General features: G+C 71.1%; 13 protein-coding genes. 7 read left to right on the plus strand and 6 right to left on the minus strand.

The features are described 5' to 3' along the window. Positions 1-70 precede the first annotated feature (70 nt). Together I8N67_RS03180 and I8N67_RS03185 are read right to left on the minus strand one after the other, a co-directional pair. Positions 71-703, minus strand: a complete 633-nt coding sequence (locus I8N67_RS03180) for an MBL fold metallo-hydrolase (protein ID WP_200301008.1) — start codon at positions 701-703, stop codon at positions 71-73. Then, complete coding sequence (locus tag I8N67_RS03185; protein ID WP_200301009.1) at positions 703-1,788, minus strand: S-(hydroxymethyl)mycothiol dehydrogenase; 1,086 nt, start codon at positions 1,786-1,788, stop codon at positions 703-705. The genes I8N67_RS03180 and I8N67_RS03185 overlap by 1 nt, the downstream gene beginning before the upstream one ends. 214 nt (positions 1,789-2,002) lie before the next feature. On the opposite strand from I8N67_RS03185, the gene I8N67_RS03190 reads away from it, so the two are divergent. Both I8N67_RS03190 and I8N67_RS03195 read left to right on the plus strand, forming a co-directional pair. Beyond that, positions 2,003-2,575: a TetR/AcrR family transcriptional regulator gene (locus I8N67_RS03190; protein ID WP_200301010.1), complete on the plus strand. Its 573-nt coding sequence runs from the start codon at positions 2,003-2,005 to the stop codon at positions 2,573-2,575. A gap of 134 nt (positions 2,576-2,709) precedes the next feature. Beyond that, complete coding sequence (locus tag I8N67_RS03195; protein ID WP_200301011.1) at positions 2,710-3,888, plus strand: acyl-CoA dehydrogenase family protein; 1,179 nt, start codon at positions 2,710-2,712, stop codon at positions 3,886-3,888. Between the two features lie 101 nt (positions 3,889-3,989). Here the strand turns inward: I8N67_RS03195 and I8N67_RS03200 are convergent, their stop codons facing one another. Next, complete coding sequence (locus I8N67_RS03200) at positions 3,990-5,288, minus strand: YhgE/Pip domain-containing protein (RefSeq protein WP_200301012.1); 1,299 nt, start codon at positions 5,286-5,288, stop codon at positions 3,990-3,992. 222 nt (positions 5,289-5,510) lie between these two features. Here I8N67_RS03200 and I8N67_RS03205 point away from each other — a divergent pair, with 222 nt between their 5' ends. Next, complete coding sequence (locus tag I8N67_RS03205; RefSeq protein WP_200301013.1) at positions 5,511-6,695, plus strand: MalY/PatB family protein; 1,185 nt, start codon at positions 5,511-5,513, stop codon at positions 6,693-6,695. 70 nt (positions 6,696-6,765) lie between these two features. Here the strand turns inward: I8N67_RS03205 and I8N67_RS03210 are convergent, their stop codons facing one another. Next, positions 6,766-7,428 (minus strand): FadR/GntR family transcriptional regulator, encoded by a 663-nt coding sequence (locus tag I8N67_RS03210; RefSeq protein WP_200301014.1) that lies wholly within the window; start codon positions 7,426-7,428, stop codon positions 6,766-6,768. Between the two features lie 551 nt (positions 7,429-7,979). On the opposite strand from I8N67_RS03210, the gene helR reads away from it, so the two are divergent. Both helR and I8N67_RS03220 read left to right on the plus strand, forming a co-directional pair. Then, on the plus strand, positions 7,980-10,151 hold the full coding sequence (gene helR / locus I8N67_RS03215; protein ID WP_200301015.1) for an RNA polymerase recycling motor ATPase HelR: 2,172 nt from the start codon (positions 7,980-7,982) through the stop codon (positions 10,149-10,151). Positions 10,152-10,416: 265 nt separating this feature from the next. Continuing rightward, entirely contained in the window at positions 10,417-13,278 is a 2,862-nt protein-coding gene (locus I8N67_RS03220; RefSeq protein ID WP_200301016.1) for a Tat pathway signal protein, read from the plus strand. Positions 13,279-13,297: 19 nt separating this feature from the next. Here I8N67_RS03220 and I8N67_RS03225 read toward each other — a convergent pair whose 3' ends face one another. Further along, positions 13,298-13,783: a hypothetical protein gene (locus I8N67_RS03225; RefSeq protein ID WP_200301017.1), complete on the minus strand. Its 486-nt coding sequence runs from the start codon at positions 13,781-13,783 to the stop codon at positions 13,298-13,300. Position 13,784: 1 nt separating this feature from the next. Between I8N67_RS03225 and I8N67_RS03230 the strand changes: the two genes are divergently transcribed. Further along, the gene (locus I8N67_RS03230) at positions 13,785-14,486 is read left to right on the plus strand and encodes a YncE family protein (RefSeq protein WP_307835133.1); all 702 of its coding nucleotides are present in this window, start codon (positions 13,785-13,787) and stop codon (positions 14,484-14,486) included. Here the strand turns inward: I8N67_RS03230 and I8N67_RS03235 are convergent, their stop codons facing one another. Then, positions 14,487-15,275, minus strand: a complete 789-nt coding sequence (locus I8N67_RS03235) for a sugar isomerase domain-containing protein (protein WP_200301018.1) — start codon at positions 15,273-15,275, stop codon at positions 14,487-14,489. A gap of 170 nt (positions 15,276-15,445) precedes the next feature. Here I8N67_RS03235 and I8N67_RS03240 point away from each other — a divergent pair, with 170 nt between their 5' ends. Next, positions 15,446-16,330 (plus strand): MurR/RpiR family transcriptional regulator, encoded by an 885-nt coding sequence (locus I8N67_RS03240; protein ID WP_200301019.1) that lies wholly within the window; start codon positions 15,446-15,448, stop codon positions 16,328-16,330. Positions 16,331-16,449 lie beyond the last annotated feature (119 nt).

Consider the following 16,449-nt stretch of genomic DNA (forward strand, 5'->3'; position numbering starts at 1 on the left):
ATCATTTGTGGTTGCTCATCACGCAATGGGCAGCATGATGAGCAACAGCACATGCAGGGGCGGGCTGGGGTCAGAACCCGCGGTCGATCCACTCCTGGAGATGCGGGGCCTCCGCGCCGATGGTCGTCGCCTCCCCGTGCCCGGTATGGACGACGGTGTCCCCCGGCAGGGTCAGCAGCCGGTCCCGGAGGGAACCGACGATCGTCGGGAAGTCGCTGTACGACCTGCCCGTCGCCCCAGGGCCGCCCGCGAAGAGGGTGTCACCGCTGAAGAGGGCCGCCAGGTCCGGCGCGTACAGGCACACCGCGCCGGGGGCGTGGCCGGGGGTGTGCAGCACGGTCAGCTCGACACCGGCCACCGTGAGGACCTGGCCGTCGGTCAGGTCGCCGTCGGGCATCCGTTCGGGATGGGTCTGCTTCCACAGCGGCAGGTCGTCGCCGTGGAGCAGGATCGGGGCGCCGGTGCGCGCCGCGAGTTCGGGGGCGGCGTCGATGTGGTCGTTGTGGGCGTGGGTGCACACGACGGCCCGCAGGGTGCGACCGCCGAGGGCTTCGGCGATGGTGTCGGCGTCGTGGGCGGCGTCGATGACGATCACCTCGTGGTCGTCGCCGACGATCCACACGTTGTTGTCGACGTCCCAGGTGCCGCCGTCCAGCGAGAACGTCCCCGAGGTGACGAGATGCTCGATACGGGCGCCGGCCATCAGAGGACCACCACCGAGCGCAGCACGTCGCCGCCGTGCATCCGCTCGAAGGCCTTCTCGACGTCGTTGAGGGCGATGGTCTCGGTGACGAACGCGTCCAGGTCGAGGCGCCCCTGGAGATAGAGGTCGATGAGCATCGGGAAGTCCCGGCTCGGCAGGCAGTCGCCGTACCAGGAGGATTTCAGCGTGCCGCCCCGCCCGAAGACGTCCAGCAGCGGCAGCTCCAGCTTCATCTCCGGGGTGGGGACGCCGACGAGGACGACCGTGCCGGCGAGGTCGCGGGCGTAGAAGGCCTGCTTGTACGTCTCCGGGCGGCCGACCGCCTCGATGACGACATCGGCGCCGAAACCGCCGGTCAGCTCGCGGATCGCCTCGACCGCGTCGGTGTCCTTGGAGTTGACGGTGTGGGTCGCGCCCAGCTTCTTCGCGGTGGCCAGCTTGTGGTCGTCGATGTCCACGGCGATGATCTTCGCCGCGCCCGCCAGGCTCGACCCGACGACCGCCGAGGCCCCGACGCCGCCGCAGCCGATGACGGCCACGGTGTCGCCCCGGCCGACGTTGCCGGTGTTGATGGCCGCGCCGATGCCCGCCATCACCCCGCACCCCAGCAGCCCGGCGACCGCCGCCGACGCGGCCCGGTCGACCTTCGTGCACTGCCCCGCCGCGACCAGCGTCTTCTCCGCGAACGCGCCGATACCCAGCGCCGGTGACAGCTCGGTGCCGTCGAGCAAGGTCATCTTCTGCTTGGCGTTGTGGGTGTCGAAGCAGTACCAGGGCCGCCCGCGCAGACAAGCCCGGCACTGTCCGCACACCGCGCGCCAGTTGAGGATGACGAAGTCGCCGGGTGCCACGTCGGTGACGCCCTCGCCGACCGACTCCACGACCCCGGCGGCCTCGTGGCCGAGCAGGAAGGGGAAGTCGTCGTTGATGCCGCCCTCGCGATAGTGCAGATCGGTGTGGCAGACCCCGCAGGCCTCGACCTTCACCAGCGCCTCGCCAGGGCCCGGGTCGGGCACGATGATCGTCTCCAGGCTGACGGGGGCGCCCTTCCCCCGCGCGACGACAGCACGGACCTGATGAGTCATGGCCACTCCTCGATGGGTACGAACCGGAGTCCGACGTTGCTTATTACGGCACGCATCTCATGTGCCGCAACAAGCATCGGGCAGGGCGGACCCGTGGTCAAGGACGGGACGCGAGCGGATGCCCTGCGGGTGGGGCGCCGGGGGCGGCCCCGGCATCCGCCACCCGCCGGCGACGGGCCTCAGGCCGCGCAGGGCAGGCCGCTACGCTGGGATCATGCCCGCCACCCGCCGCACGGCCCGCCAGGCCGACCTGCTGGAACGACTCGTCGCACTGGTCACGACGGAGGGGTTCGCGGAGCTGACCCTCGACGACCTCGCCGAGCGGCTGCACTGTTCGAAGACGACGCTCTACCAGCTCGCCCGCAGCAAGCAGGGGCTGGTCGTGGAGGCGGTCAAGCACTACTTCCGGGGGGCGACCGAGGCGGTCGAGAAGCGGGTGGCGCAGACCGTCGCCCCGTCGGACCGTGTCCGGGCGTACCTGACGGCGGTGGCCGAGCAACTGCGTCCGCTCTCCCGCCGGTTCCTCGACGACGTGGCGGAGTTCCCGCCCGCCCGCGAGGTGTACGAGGCCAACACGAGGATGGCCGCGGAGCGGGTGCGGCAGCTGATCTCCGAGGGTGTCTCCGGCGGCGCCTTCCGGGACGTGCACACCGCCTTCGTCGGAGAGGTCGCCGCCGCCACGATGCGCCAGATCCAGCAGGGCGAACTGAAGGCGCGCACCGGGTTGACCGACGCGGAGGCGTACGAGCAGCTCGCCTCACTGATCGTGCACGCCGTCTCGTCCTGATATCCGGCGATCACCCCGGCCTTCTCGGCTCCCCGGGCCACCGCACCGAAGCCGACCACCTCTTCGCCGTACTGAAAATGATACGCTTGTACGTACCGCAGTATCGCTTCTAGTATCAAAGCATGGAGGTTGCCGTGCCTGCCACTCGCGCCCTGCCGACCGAGGAAGCCGTCGAGCTCATCCAGCTCACGCGCACGCTCGCCGCCAAGGAGCTCACCCCTCGGGTCGCCGACGCGGAGGCGGACGAGACGTTTCCCCGGGACGTCTTCCGCACCCTCGGGCGCAGCGGCCTGCTCGGGCTGCCCTTCGCCGAGGAGTGCGGCGGGGCGGGCCAGCCGTACGAGGTCTATCTCCAGGTGCTGGAGGAGGTCGCCGCGGTCTGGTCGAGCGTCGCCGTGGGCATCTCCGTGCATGCCCTGTCCTGCTTCCCGCTGGCGCGCTTCGGCACGGAGGAGCAGCGGCGCCGGTGGCTGCCGGACATGATCGGTGGCGAACTGCTCGGCGCGTACTGCCTGTCCGAGCCGCACGCCGGCTCCGACCCGGCGGCCATGCTGACCCGCGCGGTCCGTGACGGCGACGAATACGTCCTCAACGGTGCCAAGGCCTGGACGACGCACGGCGGTCACGCCGACTTCTACACGGTGATGGCCCGCACCTCCGACGAGCGCGGCCGCGGCATCTCCTGCTTCCTGGTCCCGGCGGACACCCCGGGGCTCAGCGCCGATCCGCCGGAGCGGAAGATGGGGCTGACCGGCTCGGCGACGGCCACCATGCGACTGGACGACGTCCGGGTGCCGGTCGAGCGGCGGATCGGGGCGGAGGGGGAGGGCCTGAAGATCGCGCTCGCCTCGCTGGACTGCGGCCGCCTCGGCATAGCCGCTGTCGCCACCGGGCTCGCCCAGGGCGCCCTCGACCACGCGGTGCGTTACGCCCGCGAGCGGGAGACCTTCGGCAGGCCGATCATCGAGCACCAGGGCCTGGCGTTCCTGCTGGCCGACATGGGCGCCGCGATCGAGTCGGCGCGGGCCACCGCGCTGTCCGCCGCGCGGCTGAAGGACCTCGGCCTCCCCTTCACGCTGGAGGCGTCGATCGCCAAGCTCGTGGCCACGGACAACGCCATGAAGGTCACCACGGACGCGGTACAGGTCCTCGGTGGATACGGGTACACCCGCGACTTCCCCGTCGAGCGCTATATGCGCGAGGCCAAGGTCATGCAGATCTTCGAAGGCACCAACCAGATCCAGCGGATGGTCATCTCCCGCGCGCTGGACCGGAACGACGGCGGTGCGCTCACCGTCCTCGGCAAGGGCTGACGAGGCGCGCGCCGTTGGAGGAGGCACGGGCTCGGCCCGAAAGGGTGAAGACCACCTGGCCTGCGGGAAGCCCCGCCCGCGTGCCGGCTCGGGGGCCGGGGTCAGACCGGCCGGGGTGTGAGGCGTTTGTGGCCCCTGCGGTCGTAGTAGCTCGTCATCGCGAAGCCGAAGACGAGGGCGAGGGCGGTACCGAGGGCGATCATGAGCCAGGAGCGGGTGAGGCCGGCGTCGCCGCGCGCGTCGAAGTAGAGGATGGCGCGCACGCCGTCGCTGAGCTGGCGCATGGGCTCGAAGTGGGACAGGAAGCGGTAGAAGTCGGGCACCGCCTGGAGGGGGACGGTGGCGCCGGACGACGGCAGGCCGAGGACGATGAAGACGAACATGGACACCAGCTGCCCGATCCCGCCGAAGGCCGCGTTGATGGCCTGCACACCGAGGCCGACGGCGAGGGACGCGCAGTAGGAGTAGATCCACAGCAGCGGCAGATGCGAGGCGTCCATGTCGAGGACGCCGACGCAGCACGCCATCACCAGTGAGGCGCTGAGGAGGGTGATGCCGGCGGTCATGGCCATCTTCAGCAGCAGCGTCTGGTTCCGGGTGATCGGCACCGTCGGGCGGCGGGTGTGCCAGGGGCCGATCTCGTTGTCGGCGTAGCCGAGGGCGGTGTCGACGCCGTTGCTGATGACGTTGCCGCCCATGAAGCCGGCCAGGACGAGCAGCAGCGTGTAGTAGAAGGCGCTCAAACCGAGGCCGCTGTGGGTGCCGATGGGGTGGCCGACCTCCGTGACGACCTCCACGGGGTCGGCGAGCAGCAGCCGGGAGGTGGAGTCGGCACCGGTGGCGGCCCGCGTGAGCCGCTCGCCGAGGTCCTGGGACGCCTGGTGCGCCGCCTTGGTGGTGATCTGGCCCGCCAGGGAGGAGCCGAGGCTGCCCTTGCCGGGGTTGGTGAGCGTGGTCATCGTCGGCCGCTCGGTGGCCCCGGTCGTGGTCAGCGCGGTGACGGCGTCGGTGAAGTCGGCCGGGACGACGAGTGCGCCGTACACCTTGCCGGAGTCCAGCTGGTCCTGGGCCTGTGCGCGGGTGAGGGTACGCCACTCGGCCTTGCCGCCCGCGCTGTCGGCGGCGATGGCGGCGGTGACCTGGGTGCCCAGGTTCTCGCCCTGGCCGGCGGGCGGCTTGCCGGTGTCACCGTTGACCAGGGCGATGGGCAGGTCCCGCAGGTCACGGTTGGGGTTGACGATGCCGCCCATGTAGAGCAGGGACAGCAGCAGCGCGAGCAGTCCCGTCAGGACGGCGGGTACCAGCCACAGCTGGAGGTGGGACAGCAGCGCGATGGCGCGGGCCTCGGAAACCGTGTCGGGACCGGTATCAGGACCGGTATCAGGACCGGTGTCGGTCATGGTGCTCCGTGGGTCCGGGCGGTGCGGGGGCCGCACTGCGTGGGATGGCGGCCGTGCCGCGACCACGGCACGGCCGCACGGGACACCAGCATGCGACGTTCCCGGGGGAAAGGCGCGCGCTGTTCCCTTCCGCTCCCCCCGTTGCAGTACGGCGTGCCGTCGGCGGCCATGACAAGCCAAAGGGGCAGCAGGCGCAGGCAGCCCCCCGCCTACTCTTGGCCCATGGACAGTGGATCTCGTGACACCTCCGCCCCGGGCACCGCCAATCCGCTGAGCCGGCTCTCGCTGGAGCAGCTGCGGCGGCGTACGAGCATGAAGTGGCGGACGTACCCGGACGACGTACTGCCGCTGTGGGTCGCCGAGATGGACACGCCCCTCGCCGAGCCGGTCGCGCGGGCGATCGTGGACGCGGTGGCACTCGGGGACACCGGTTACCCGGCCGGGACCGATTACGCCGAGGCGCTGGCCGGGTTCGCGAGCGGGCGGTGGGGCTGGGACGGCCTCGCGGTGAAGCGTACGGCGATCGTTCCGGACGTCATGCTGGGCATCGTCGAAATGCTCAAGCTGGTCTCCGGACCGGGCGATCCGGTCATCGTCAACTCCCCCGTGTATCCGCCGTTCTACCAGTTCATCCAGAACCTGGGCCGTCCCGTGGTCGAGGCGCCGCTGGGGCCGGACGGCCGGATCGACTTCGAGGTGCTGGAGGCCGCGTTCGGGCGCGTCACTGACGGCCGGAAGCGCCCGGTCCACCTGCTGTGCAGCCCGCACAACCCGACCGGCACACTGCACACCGCCGAGGAGCTGGCGGAGGTGGCGAGGCTGGCGCGGTCGTACGGCGTCCGGGTCGTCGCCGACGAGATCCACGCTCCGATCGTGGCCTCGGGCGCGACGTTCGTGCCGTATCTGAGCGTCCCCGGCGCGGAGGACGGGCTGTCGCTGATGTCGGCGTCCAAGGCGTGGAACCTGGCCGGGCTGAAGGCCGCGCTGGCCGTCGCCGGGCCCGACGCGGCCGCCGACCTCGCCCGCCTTCCCGAAGAGGTCGGCCACGGCCCCAGCCATGTCGGTGTCATCGCCCACACCGCCGCGCTGCGGCACGGCGGCGACTGGCTCGACGCCCTGCTCGCCGGGCTCGACGACAACCGACGGCTGCTGGCGGACCTGCTGGCCGCCCACCTGCCCGCCGTACGCTGCGCACCGGCCCAGGCCACCTACCTCGCCTGGCTGGACTGCCGGTCTCTGGGCGCGGACGGTGATCCGGCGACCCTCTTTCTGGACCGGGGCCGCGTCGCCCTGAACTCCGGCGCCGATTTCGGGACCGGCGGCGCGGGCTTCGTCCGGATGAACCTGGCGACCTCCCCCGAGCTGATCACCGAGGCGGTACACCGGATGGCCGCCGCTCTCGACTGACTCGTCGCGAGAATGCCTTCCGAACAGCCATACCTCAACCGGTCGACCGGTGGTGAACTCGACATCACCGTCATCCCCTCCCGAGCCGCGCCCGCAGCCGCCGCGTCGCCGAGTCCATGTGCGCGTGCATGGCGGCCCGTGCCGCCCGGGGGTTCTTGTCCCGCACGGCCTTCAGTACGGCGTCGTGCTCGCCGAGCCGTCCCTCGCCCGGCTTGCGGATGTTCTGCCGGATCCATACGGCGACCAGGGTCTCCAGCCGGGCCTGGAGACCGGCCAGGGCGCTGTTGTGGGAGGCCTGGGCCAGGGCGCGGTGAAAGGCCAGGTCGGCCTCCAGACAGCGCTCCGGGTCGTCGTGTTCGGCGGCCATCCGGGCCAGATGGGCCTCGAGGGCGGTGACGTCGTTGTCCGTCCGGCGCAGCGCGGCGAGTTCCGCGAGGTCGACCTCCACGCGCGCGCGAGCCCCCAGGAGTTCGTCCATGGTGTGGTCGCCCAGCATCAGTCCCCACTCCAGGACCTGCGGCAATAGGTCGGAGGGAGCGCCCCGGACAAAGGTGCCGTCGCCCTGCCGAATCTCCAGGAGTCCGAGCAGCGAGAGGGACTTGAGGGCCTCGCGGACCGCCGAGCGGCCCACCCCGAAGGTCGCCGCGAGCTCCCGCTCCGGCGGCAGCCGGTCACCGGCCCTGAGCCGGCCCGACGTCAGCAGATGGTCCAGCAGGCGGCGCGCCACCTCCACCGCGGGCGCCTGCGGCTCTTGTCGTTCGATGCAAGCCCGGCCATGCCCGCGGCCTCCCCTGTCTGGTCGTCCACCGGCGCGGCAGAACCGGCGCGCTCGGTCGACACGGTAACCGTCCGGGGCCCTCGTACCCTGTCGGCCTCGATCAATGGTTGGCAGGTAGACCAGTTGCGCCATCGTCGTCGAAACCAACGGACAGCACCAGTGCCGTCGCACCGACGGAGGAAGCCGCGAAATCCGGTGCTCCCGACGCGGCAGACGAGCAGACTGCCGAGGGGCGGTACGGCGCACATGAGATAGTCGATCGGCCCGCGCGCGGCTTCGGACGCCGGCGGTTTTCGGTCCCTGAGGTGGCGGTGCGGCTGTGCGTGAGGTGCCCGCGAAGAGGTCGTCCGCTCGCGGCGGACGATGATGGGGGGACCGGGAAAGGGGAGTGCCCGCGCCTTTCCACTCTCAACGTATAGCGCACCAGGGGGCTTGCGGCAAGGCCCCGGTCGTGGCGCACAATCACAGGCCGAGGCCACTACCTGCGGAAATGGGAGATTCACGAAGTGCGTGCCGGACCTGATGACAAGAACCCTCCGACGACCGGCGCATTCGACCTTCCCGACCGTCTCGCCGCCAAGGCCGACCCCCTGCTGATCGCTCGGGACGAGCGGCATTTCGCGGCCATCGCGGCGAGCCTCGAGGAGGCGATCGCCGAACTGTCCGACCGCCTCGATGCCGAGCGCCGGGCGCCGGGCGGCGCCGGCCGGGAGGCCATGGAGCGGGACATCGAGATCCACCGGCTGTCCGCCCGGCTGCGCGCCCTGCGCCGCTTCGGGCTGGACCTGTGCCTCGGGCACGTGGTCGGCGCGGACGACGCCGAGCCCATGTACATCGGACGGCTCGGCCTCACGGACAGCGCGGGCCGCCGGCTGCTCATCGACTGGCGCTCCCCCGCAGCCGAGCCGTTCTTCGCGGCGACGCACGCCAACCCGATGGGTCTGGCGAGCCGCCGCAGGTACCGCTGGACCCGCGGCCGGATCAGCGACTACTGGGACGAGGTGTTCACCGCCGACGGGCTCGAACAGCACGCCGCGCTCGACGACCAGTCCGCCTTCATCGCCAGTCTGGGCAGCAACCGGTCGGCCCGGATGCGCGATGTGCTCTCCACCATCCAGTCCGACCAGGACGCCATCATCCGCGCGGGATCCCGCGGCGCCCTCGTCGTCGACGGTGGTCCGGGCACGGGCAAGACCGTCGTCGCCCTGCACCGCTCCGCCTACCTCCTCTACTCCGACCCGCGCCTCGGTCACCGTCGGGGCGGCGTGCTGTTCGTCGGTCCGCACCAGCCCTACCTGGCCTACGTCGCCGATGTCCTCCCCAGCCTCGGCGAGGAGGGCGTGCAGACCTGCACCCTGCGGGACCTGGTCGCCGAGGGAGCCGGCGCGGCGATCGAGGCCGACCCGGAGGTGGCCCTCCTGAAGTCGTCCGCGAACATGGTGAAGGCGATCGAGAAGGCCGTCAGGTTCTACGAGGAGCCGCCCGCCAAGGGCATGACGGTCACGACCCCCTGGTCCGACATCCGGCTGAGCGCCGAGGACTGGGCCGAGGCCTTCGAAGCGGCGGAACCCGGTACGTCGCACAACGACGCGCGCGAGCAGATCTGGGAGGAGCTGGTCACGCTCCTCATGGACAAGCACGAGGGCGACGACGCCCCGCCCGCGCTGTTGCGCAAGTCGCTGCAGAACAACAGGGAACTGGTCGGCACCCTCAACCGCGCGTGGCCGCTGCTCGAAGCCGCCGATCTCGTCGGGGACCTGTGGTCGGTACCCGCCTACCTGCGGATGTGCGCCCCCTGGCTCGACCCCGACGACGTACGGAAGCTGCAGCGCGCGGAGCCGCAGGCCTGGACGGTGTCCGACCTGCCGCTCCTGGACGCGGCCCGGCAGCGGCTCGGCGACCCCGAGGCGTCACGACGTGAGCGTCGGCGCAAGGCCACCGTCGCCGCCGAACGCGAGCGCATGGCCGGTGTCATCGACAACATCATCGACGCCGATCCCGACGGCGAGGGCGCGGTGACGATGCTGCACGGCCAGGACCTGCGGGACACCCTCGTCGACGAGAGCGCACTGCCCACCGTCACACCGGACCTGCTCGCCGGTCCGTTCGCGCATGTCGTCGTGGACGAGGCACAGGAACTCACCGACGCACAGTGGCAGATGCTGCTGCTCCGCTGCCCGTCGCGGAGCTTCACCATCGTCGGGGACCGCGCCCAGGCCAGGCACGGGTTCACCGAGTCGTGGCAGGAACGGCTCAAGCGCGTCGGGCTCGACCGGATCGACGTGGCCTCCCTGAGCGTCAACTACCGGACGCCCGAAGAGATCATGGCGGAGGCCGAGCCGGTCATCCGGGCCGCGCTCCCGGACGCCAACGTCCCGACCTCCATCCGCAGCGGCGACGTCCCCGTCGTCCACGGATCAGTCGCGGAGCTGGACTCGGTCCTCGACACCTGGCTCGCCGGCCATGCCGACGGGATCGCCTGCGTCATCGGCGACCCCACGTTCCGGGCGACGACCCGCGTCCGGTCGCTGACCCCGGAGCTGTCGAAGGGGCTCGAATTCGACCTGGTCGTCCTCGTCGACCCGGAGAAGTTCGGCGAGGGCATCGAAGGGGCGGTCGACCGCTATGTGGCCATGACCCGGGCGACCCAGCGACTCGTCATCCTGACGAGTGGCTGATCGATCTCCTGAGTTCCTGATGAGGGCGGCTGCCGAACCCGGCAGCCGCCCTCGTCGTTTCCGGGGAGGCCGACGAGGCCCAGGTCGTCGGCGGAGGAGCGGGAAACGGTTACCCAACTTCGCCCAGTTCGACCGTCCCGTACGCAAAAGGCTATCCATGCACGACCATTGACCGGGCATCGCCCTCCTCACTAGCGTGGAATACGTTTACTAAACATGGCCTGTTCACGCTCCCCTCCCCGCAGAGCCGAAAGGAACGTCCGCCGTGGCCGAAGCAGTCCAGCGCAGATCCCTTCTCAAGATGGCCGCAGGCACCACAGCCGCGGGATGGCTGTGGCAGGGCGGCACCGCCCGGGCCGCCGATGCCTCGACCGCTTCCGGGGAGGGCGTTGCCGGCGGGCGCGGGCCGCTCGACACGCTCGTGCTCGGGAACACCGCGTCGGAGAGCGCGCACCGGCTGACCGCCACCCGCTCCGAGGTCGTCGCGGGCGGCCTCGACAAGGCCGGGCGCGTGCTCAACGCCCCCGAGACAGCGGGCTGTTGGGGCGGCACGCTGGCGGCGACGATGGCCTGCGGGGCCAAGGGCGCCACGTACGTCACCATCAAGCTGTGGGGCTCGGAGAGCGGCGCGGAGCTCGGCCGGCTCCAGCTCTTCGCCGAGGGCAGGCAGGTCGGCCACTACCACTTGGGCGCCGTGGACCCCCTCGACATCGCGAGCGACGATCCGCGTACCCCGGAGCGGTTCTTCTTCCACACGCTGCCGCTGCCCCTCGACCTCACCGAGGGCAAGAGGTCGCTCTCCCTGGAGATCCGGTCCATGGGGCGGATCGCCGGGTACGCGGCGACGGCCGACGCCTACTACAAGGCCATGGAGGGCCCGAGCCGCACGGTCTACCGTCTCTACACGCACGACGAGCCCTACTTCGACCCCGCCGCCGACGACGTCACCGGGACGCTGCCGGCCGCGCCGACCCGTACCTCCCCCGGCACCGCGATCATCGGCACGATCAACGACCGCATCCTGGCCAGGGCCGCGGCCGAGGCGGGCCGGACCAGCGCCCAACTCGACCTCTGGTACCTGGAGTTCCTCGCCCGCGCCTACGCCATGCCGGCGACGGCCGCGTACGGGAACGTCGCGGTGCCGCCGCAGATCGCCCGGAGCCTGGACGGCGTCCACTGGAGGTACCTCGCCGACCCGGCCGTGATGACGGGCTCCAGCCAGCAGTGGATGGGGCTCGGCCGGTCCGGTCTGGTCATGCTGGCGCTCGCGGACGTCCTGGAACCGCTGCTCGACGAGCCGGTCATCGGGTCGCCGTACGGTCTGGGCAACCCGGGCTTCGAGTTCGGCACGACCGGCTGGAAGTCCTCCACCTGGTCCGGCAGCGGTACCGCCTCCCGGGACACCACCGTCCACCGCACCGGGCACGCCGCCGCGAAGGTGACGATCCCGGTCTCGGGCACGGTCGGCTACAGCACCTCGGCGAAGATCCCGGTGGATCAGGGCACGTACACGTACGGAGCCTGGATCAGGACCGACGGCGTCGGCACCGACAGCGCCTATCTGGACGTCCTGTTCCACGACGCGAACGGCACCCTGGTCGGCACGGACAACAAGGCCCACGCCTCGGCCGGCACCCACGACTGGGAGCAGGTGACGGCCGCCCTCACCACACCAGCCACGGCCACACACGTCGTCATCAGCGTCCGGCTGTCGGGCGCGGGCACCGCCTGGTTCGACGACCTGACCTTGGTGGCACCCGCCGGCTCGTCGTACGCGCCCGTCGTGCGCCGGGACGCCTGGGCGAAGATGCTCCTCGACAGCCGCGAGTTCTGGCGGCGGAACTTCCCGCAGTACACCAACCAGGCCATCATCTGCGCCATCGGCCTCTATCTCGCCGACCGCGGCCTGGCCTGGCTCGGCTCCGACAAGGCCTGGGGCGAGGAGAAGGCCCGCGACTACCTCTACCAGTCCGTCGGCCTGGTCCCGTGGCTCGGCCCGGAGGACGCGGACGGCACACCGACCGCGCCACTGGGCGGCTCCTACTACCAGGTCACCAAGAAGGGCATATCCAAGGAGCTCGGCTACGCCGGCAGTTACGGCGAACTCCAGGAGTGGCTGTCACTGGTGTACGACGCGGTGACGGGCATAGGCGGCGTCGAGGACAGCACCCTGCGCGACCATCTGATCAAGATGGCCAAGGCGCGGATGGTCTTCCGCCACCCGTCCGTGGACCGCGACGGCTACCGGGCGATGCGCCTGGAGACCATGGTCGGCTGGCGTGACAGCGAGTACCCCGGCAAGGTCGCCTACGACGAGGACGCCAAGTGGGACGGCCACGCGATGAAGATGGCCGCGCTGATCAAGGACCCGGACCTCACAGCGTACGCGCGGCAGTCCCTCGCGGACGGCCAGGCGTTCCAGTCCCTCGCGGACACGCACGCGGCGGCGGTCTCCGCCCGCACCAACCTCAACCTGGTGAGCGCCGCGGACGACTACGCCTACATCAGCGGCGCCACCGGCAGCGGCGCGCGGCTCCCCATGACGCCCGGCGCGCCCGACTTCGTCTTCGCCGACGAGGAGAACGGCCTGGTCGCGGTCAAGCACGGCGAGGAGATCCTGTACGCGTCCCTGTACTGGCGGGCCCGCTGGGGCATCAACCGGCTCGCCCGCGTCCACCACATCAGCGCGGCGGGCGTGGAGCGTTCGGCCACGGTCTGGCAGGACGTGAAGTACGTCCCGGACGGGCGCGCCTTCACCGAACCCGACTGGGTCAACTGGGAGTTCACGGTCGGCGACCTCGACATCCCGGACGGCGGTTTCGACCCGCCCGGCGACGTCCTGCGCCAGGCGTTCGCCGGCCAGGTGCTGCCCCTGGCCAAGGCCCCGGCCGACATGCCGGAGCGCGCGCCGGGCGTGGAGACCCCGTACGCCGGACGCGCCTCCTTCTACCGCTGCGTGTACGGCCCGTACCTCATCGCCATGAACACCACCGAGGACCGCGTCCACACCCTCAGCACGAAAGGCTTCGGCGCGTCGACGAACCTGGCGAGCGGGGCGAAGGTGGGCGGGAACGCGGAGTTGCGTGTGAAGCCGGGGACGACCGTGGTGTTGCGGCGCGAGCGCTGAGGTGCCGGGGAACCGGACATCACTCGATGACGATGACCGATCCGCGCGCGGACCGTTCCCAGAGGTTCAGTCCCGCGCGGAGGAGTTCTCCCATCGCCGCCATCTCCTCGTCCGTGCAGGCTTCGTCGCCGCCGAAGATCTTCTCGTAGGCGTCGTCGTGGATCGGTCCCTGCGCGGGGAGCGAGGAGCCGGCCGGCCGGCTGTGGGAGAGATCGTCGAAGAAGTTCCACGCGTCCAGCAACAGCCCGGCCGGCACCGGGCCTCGGCGCGGGCCCTCGGCCCACTCCCGCACGGCTTCCAGATCGAGAGTGGCCTCCTCGTCCTGGACGAACGGCCGGCCATTGCGCTCACAGTGCTTCTGAAGCCCCTTGGTGTCCGGGGAGGCGAGCAGTCGTCCGTGGTCGTCGACGACGAACTCATCGGGGGCGTCGCCTTTTCCGGGCCGCCAGATCAGGACGAGGTAGCCGCTCCCGCCGGCGATGCGGTACGGGTAGTGATCAGTCATCGTGGGGCTCCCCCAGTGCCGTGGCGGCGGCGTGGGCGGCGCGGGGTCGGTCGAGCAGGTCTGTGCTGTCCGACCACTGGTCGACGCTTCCGACCAGTGGCGCTCCGCGGAGGTCCGGGTCGGTGACGGTACGGGCGAGGGCCTGGGCGAAGCGGTCGGCGCGCAGAACATGGCGATCACTCCTGACAACAGGACGCTGTACGTGGCGAACATCCACGACAACACCGTCACACCGGTCGACCTGGAAGCACGGAAGGCGGGGGCGGAGATCCCGGTCGGCCCCCGCCCGTTCAACGTCGTCGCCGCGCCGGACGGGAAGACGGTGTACGTGTCCAACTCCGGTGGCTCGACGGTGACCCCGATCGACACGGAGACGAACGACACCGAGCCGACGCTCCTGGTCTCCGGCCAGGCGTACGGCCTCGGCCTCTCACCCGACGGGCGGACCCTGTGGGTGAGCCCCAGCACCGGGGACCACGTCACGCCCGTCGACACGGTGACCGGCGCCCCGGGGACGAAGGTCACCGTCGGCAGGTCCGCCTTCGATGTCGGCCTGGACTGGAACGGCTCCACGGCCTACGTCACCACGGCCGACGGCAACAGGCTGGTGCCGGTCGACACCGCGTCCGGCGCCGCTGGGGCCCCGCTGACCACCGGCGCCTATCCGCTGGCGGTCGCGCTGACGCCCGTACCGGTTAAGTGATCAGCTGGCGGTACGCCGGATCCGTCCGGCGTACCGCTTCTCCAGCTCCAGGTTGCCCTCGAAGCCGCCGGGCACGTTGGCGGAGACGTACACCGGGGGGCGGTCGCCGGAGGCGAGGAGTTGGGCGGCGGCCTCGGCGATGGTCATCTGGATGAGCAGGACGCCGGTGAGGGTGGACAGGGCGCAGACCGCGCCGCCGCCGGGGAGTTCGAGGAGGGCGTCGCCGCGCGGGGCCGCGTTGTCGAGGACGACGTCGGCGAGGTCGGCGAGCTTCTTGCCGCTGGGGTGGGTGGCGGGCACGGAGCCGGTGTGGGCGAGGGAGGTGATGGCGAGGAGGCGGTGGCCGCGCTCCTTGGCGTGCAGGGCCATCTCGACGATGACGTTGTTGACGCCGGAGTTGGAGATGATGACGAAGAGGTCATGGGGGCGGGGGTCGGCGAGTTCGTAGAGGCGGACCGCTATGCCGGGCTCGCGTTCCAGGAGCGGGTCGTCGAGGCCGCTGGGGTGGTCGCCGCCGTACAGGACGAGGTCGGCCATCTGGAGGCGGTTGGTGGGGACGAAGCCGCCCGCGCGGCCGGCGAGTTCGAGAACCATGGCCTGGGAGTGGCCGGTACCGAAGGCCTGGACCACGCCGTCCTCGCGGACGCAGTCGGCGATCAGTTCGGCGGCGGCGCTCACCTCGGCGCGCGCGGTCTCGGTGAGGCGGGTCAGGACGGCCAGGCCCTCGCGCGCGAAGCGGTCGGCGCTCAGCCGCTCGGGCACGGACTCATTGGCGGACTCGACGGACACCTGAGACTCCCCACTGGTGGATTGAACCACCTCACATACACCTATCAGTGAATCACTGAATCACAGGCCCGGCATCAAGGGCAATGGCGCAGTTCACCCCCGGATGCGGAAGCGAAGCCCGGTCCTGGTATTCAGCTGCTGCCCCAACGGGTGGCTGGTACCTTCTTTGCATGCCCACGACCGATGTCACCACCCTGATCCGCACCGAGTTGCCCCGGCTGGCCGGCTCCCTGCGGAAGGTCGGCGAGCTGATCCTGGAGGATCCGGCCGCCGTCACCCACTGCTCGGCCGCGGAGCTGGGCCGCCGCACCGGCACCTCCCAGGCCACCGTCACCCGGTTCTGCCGTGCCATCGGCCTCGACTCCTACCAGCACCTGCTGATCGAGCTGGCCCAGGAGCGGGGCCGGGGCGAGTCCTCCGAGTGGGGCAGCGCCGAGATCGGGCCGGACATCTCCCCCGACGACAGCCTGGAGCGGGTCGTCCAGGTCGTGGGCACCTCCGATCTGCGGGCCATCCAGCAGACCATCGACCGGATCGACCTCGACTCGATGGAGCGCGCCGCCCAGGCCGTGGCCCGCGCCCGGCGCGTCGACGTGTACGGCGTCGGCGGCAGCGGCGCGGTGGCGCAGGAGACGGAGACCCGGCTGTTCCGCATCGGCTGCGCGGTGCGCGGCTGGACCGAGGTGCACGCGGCCACCACCTCCGCCGCCCTGCTCACCCCGGCGGACGTGGCGATCGGCATCTCCCACTCCGGCGCCACCCGCGAGACGATCGAGCCGTTCGAGCTGGCCAAGGAGCGCGGCGCCACCACCATCGCGCTCACCGCCGACCCGCGCTCGCCACTGGCCCGCGCCGCCGACGTACGGCTGATCGCCTCCTCCTCGGAGACCAGCTTCCGCACCGGCGGCATCGGCGCGCGCCACTCGGTGCTGATGCTCATCGACTGCCTCTACGTGCGCGTCGGCCAGCTCTCCTACCAGCGGGCGAGCGCCTCCCTGGCGCTGACCGACCACATCGCCGGAGCACACGCGGTGAAGTCCCGCCGGACCCGCTGAGCCGACCGGCACCGCTCTCCCAGCCGACCCCGATTGCATGGATGAACCAACCAAGATTCCTACGGATGGTTGATTGAACCACCCCTCGGTGCCAGGATGGGGCTCCGCCGAGTACTCGT

It is taken from the genome of Streptomyces adelaidensis (genome assembly GCF_016598475.1).
In the GTDB taxonomy this organism is placed as follows: domain Bacteria; phylum Actinomycetota; class Actinomycetes; order Streptomycetales; family Streptomycetaceae; genus Streptomyces; species Streptomyces adelaidensis.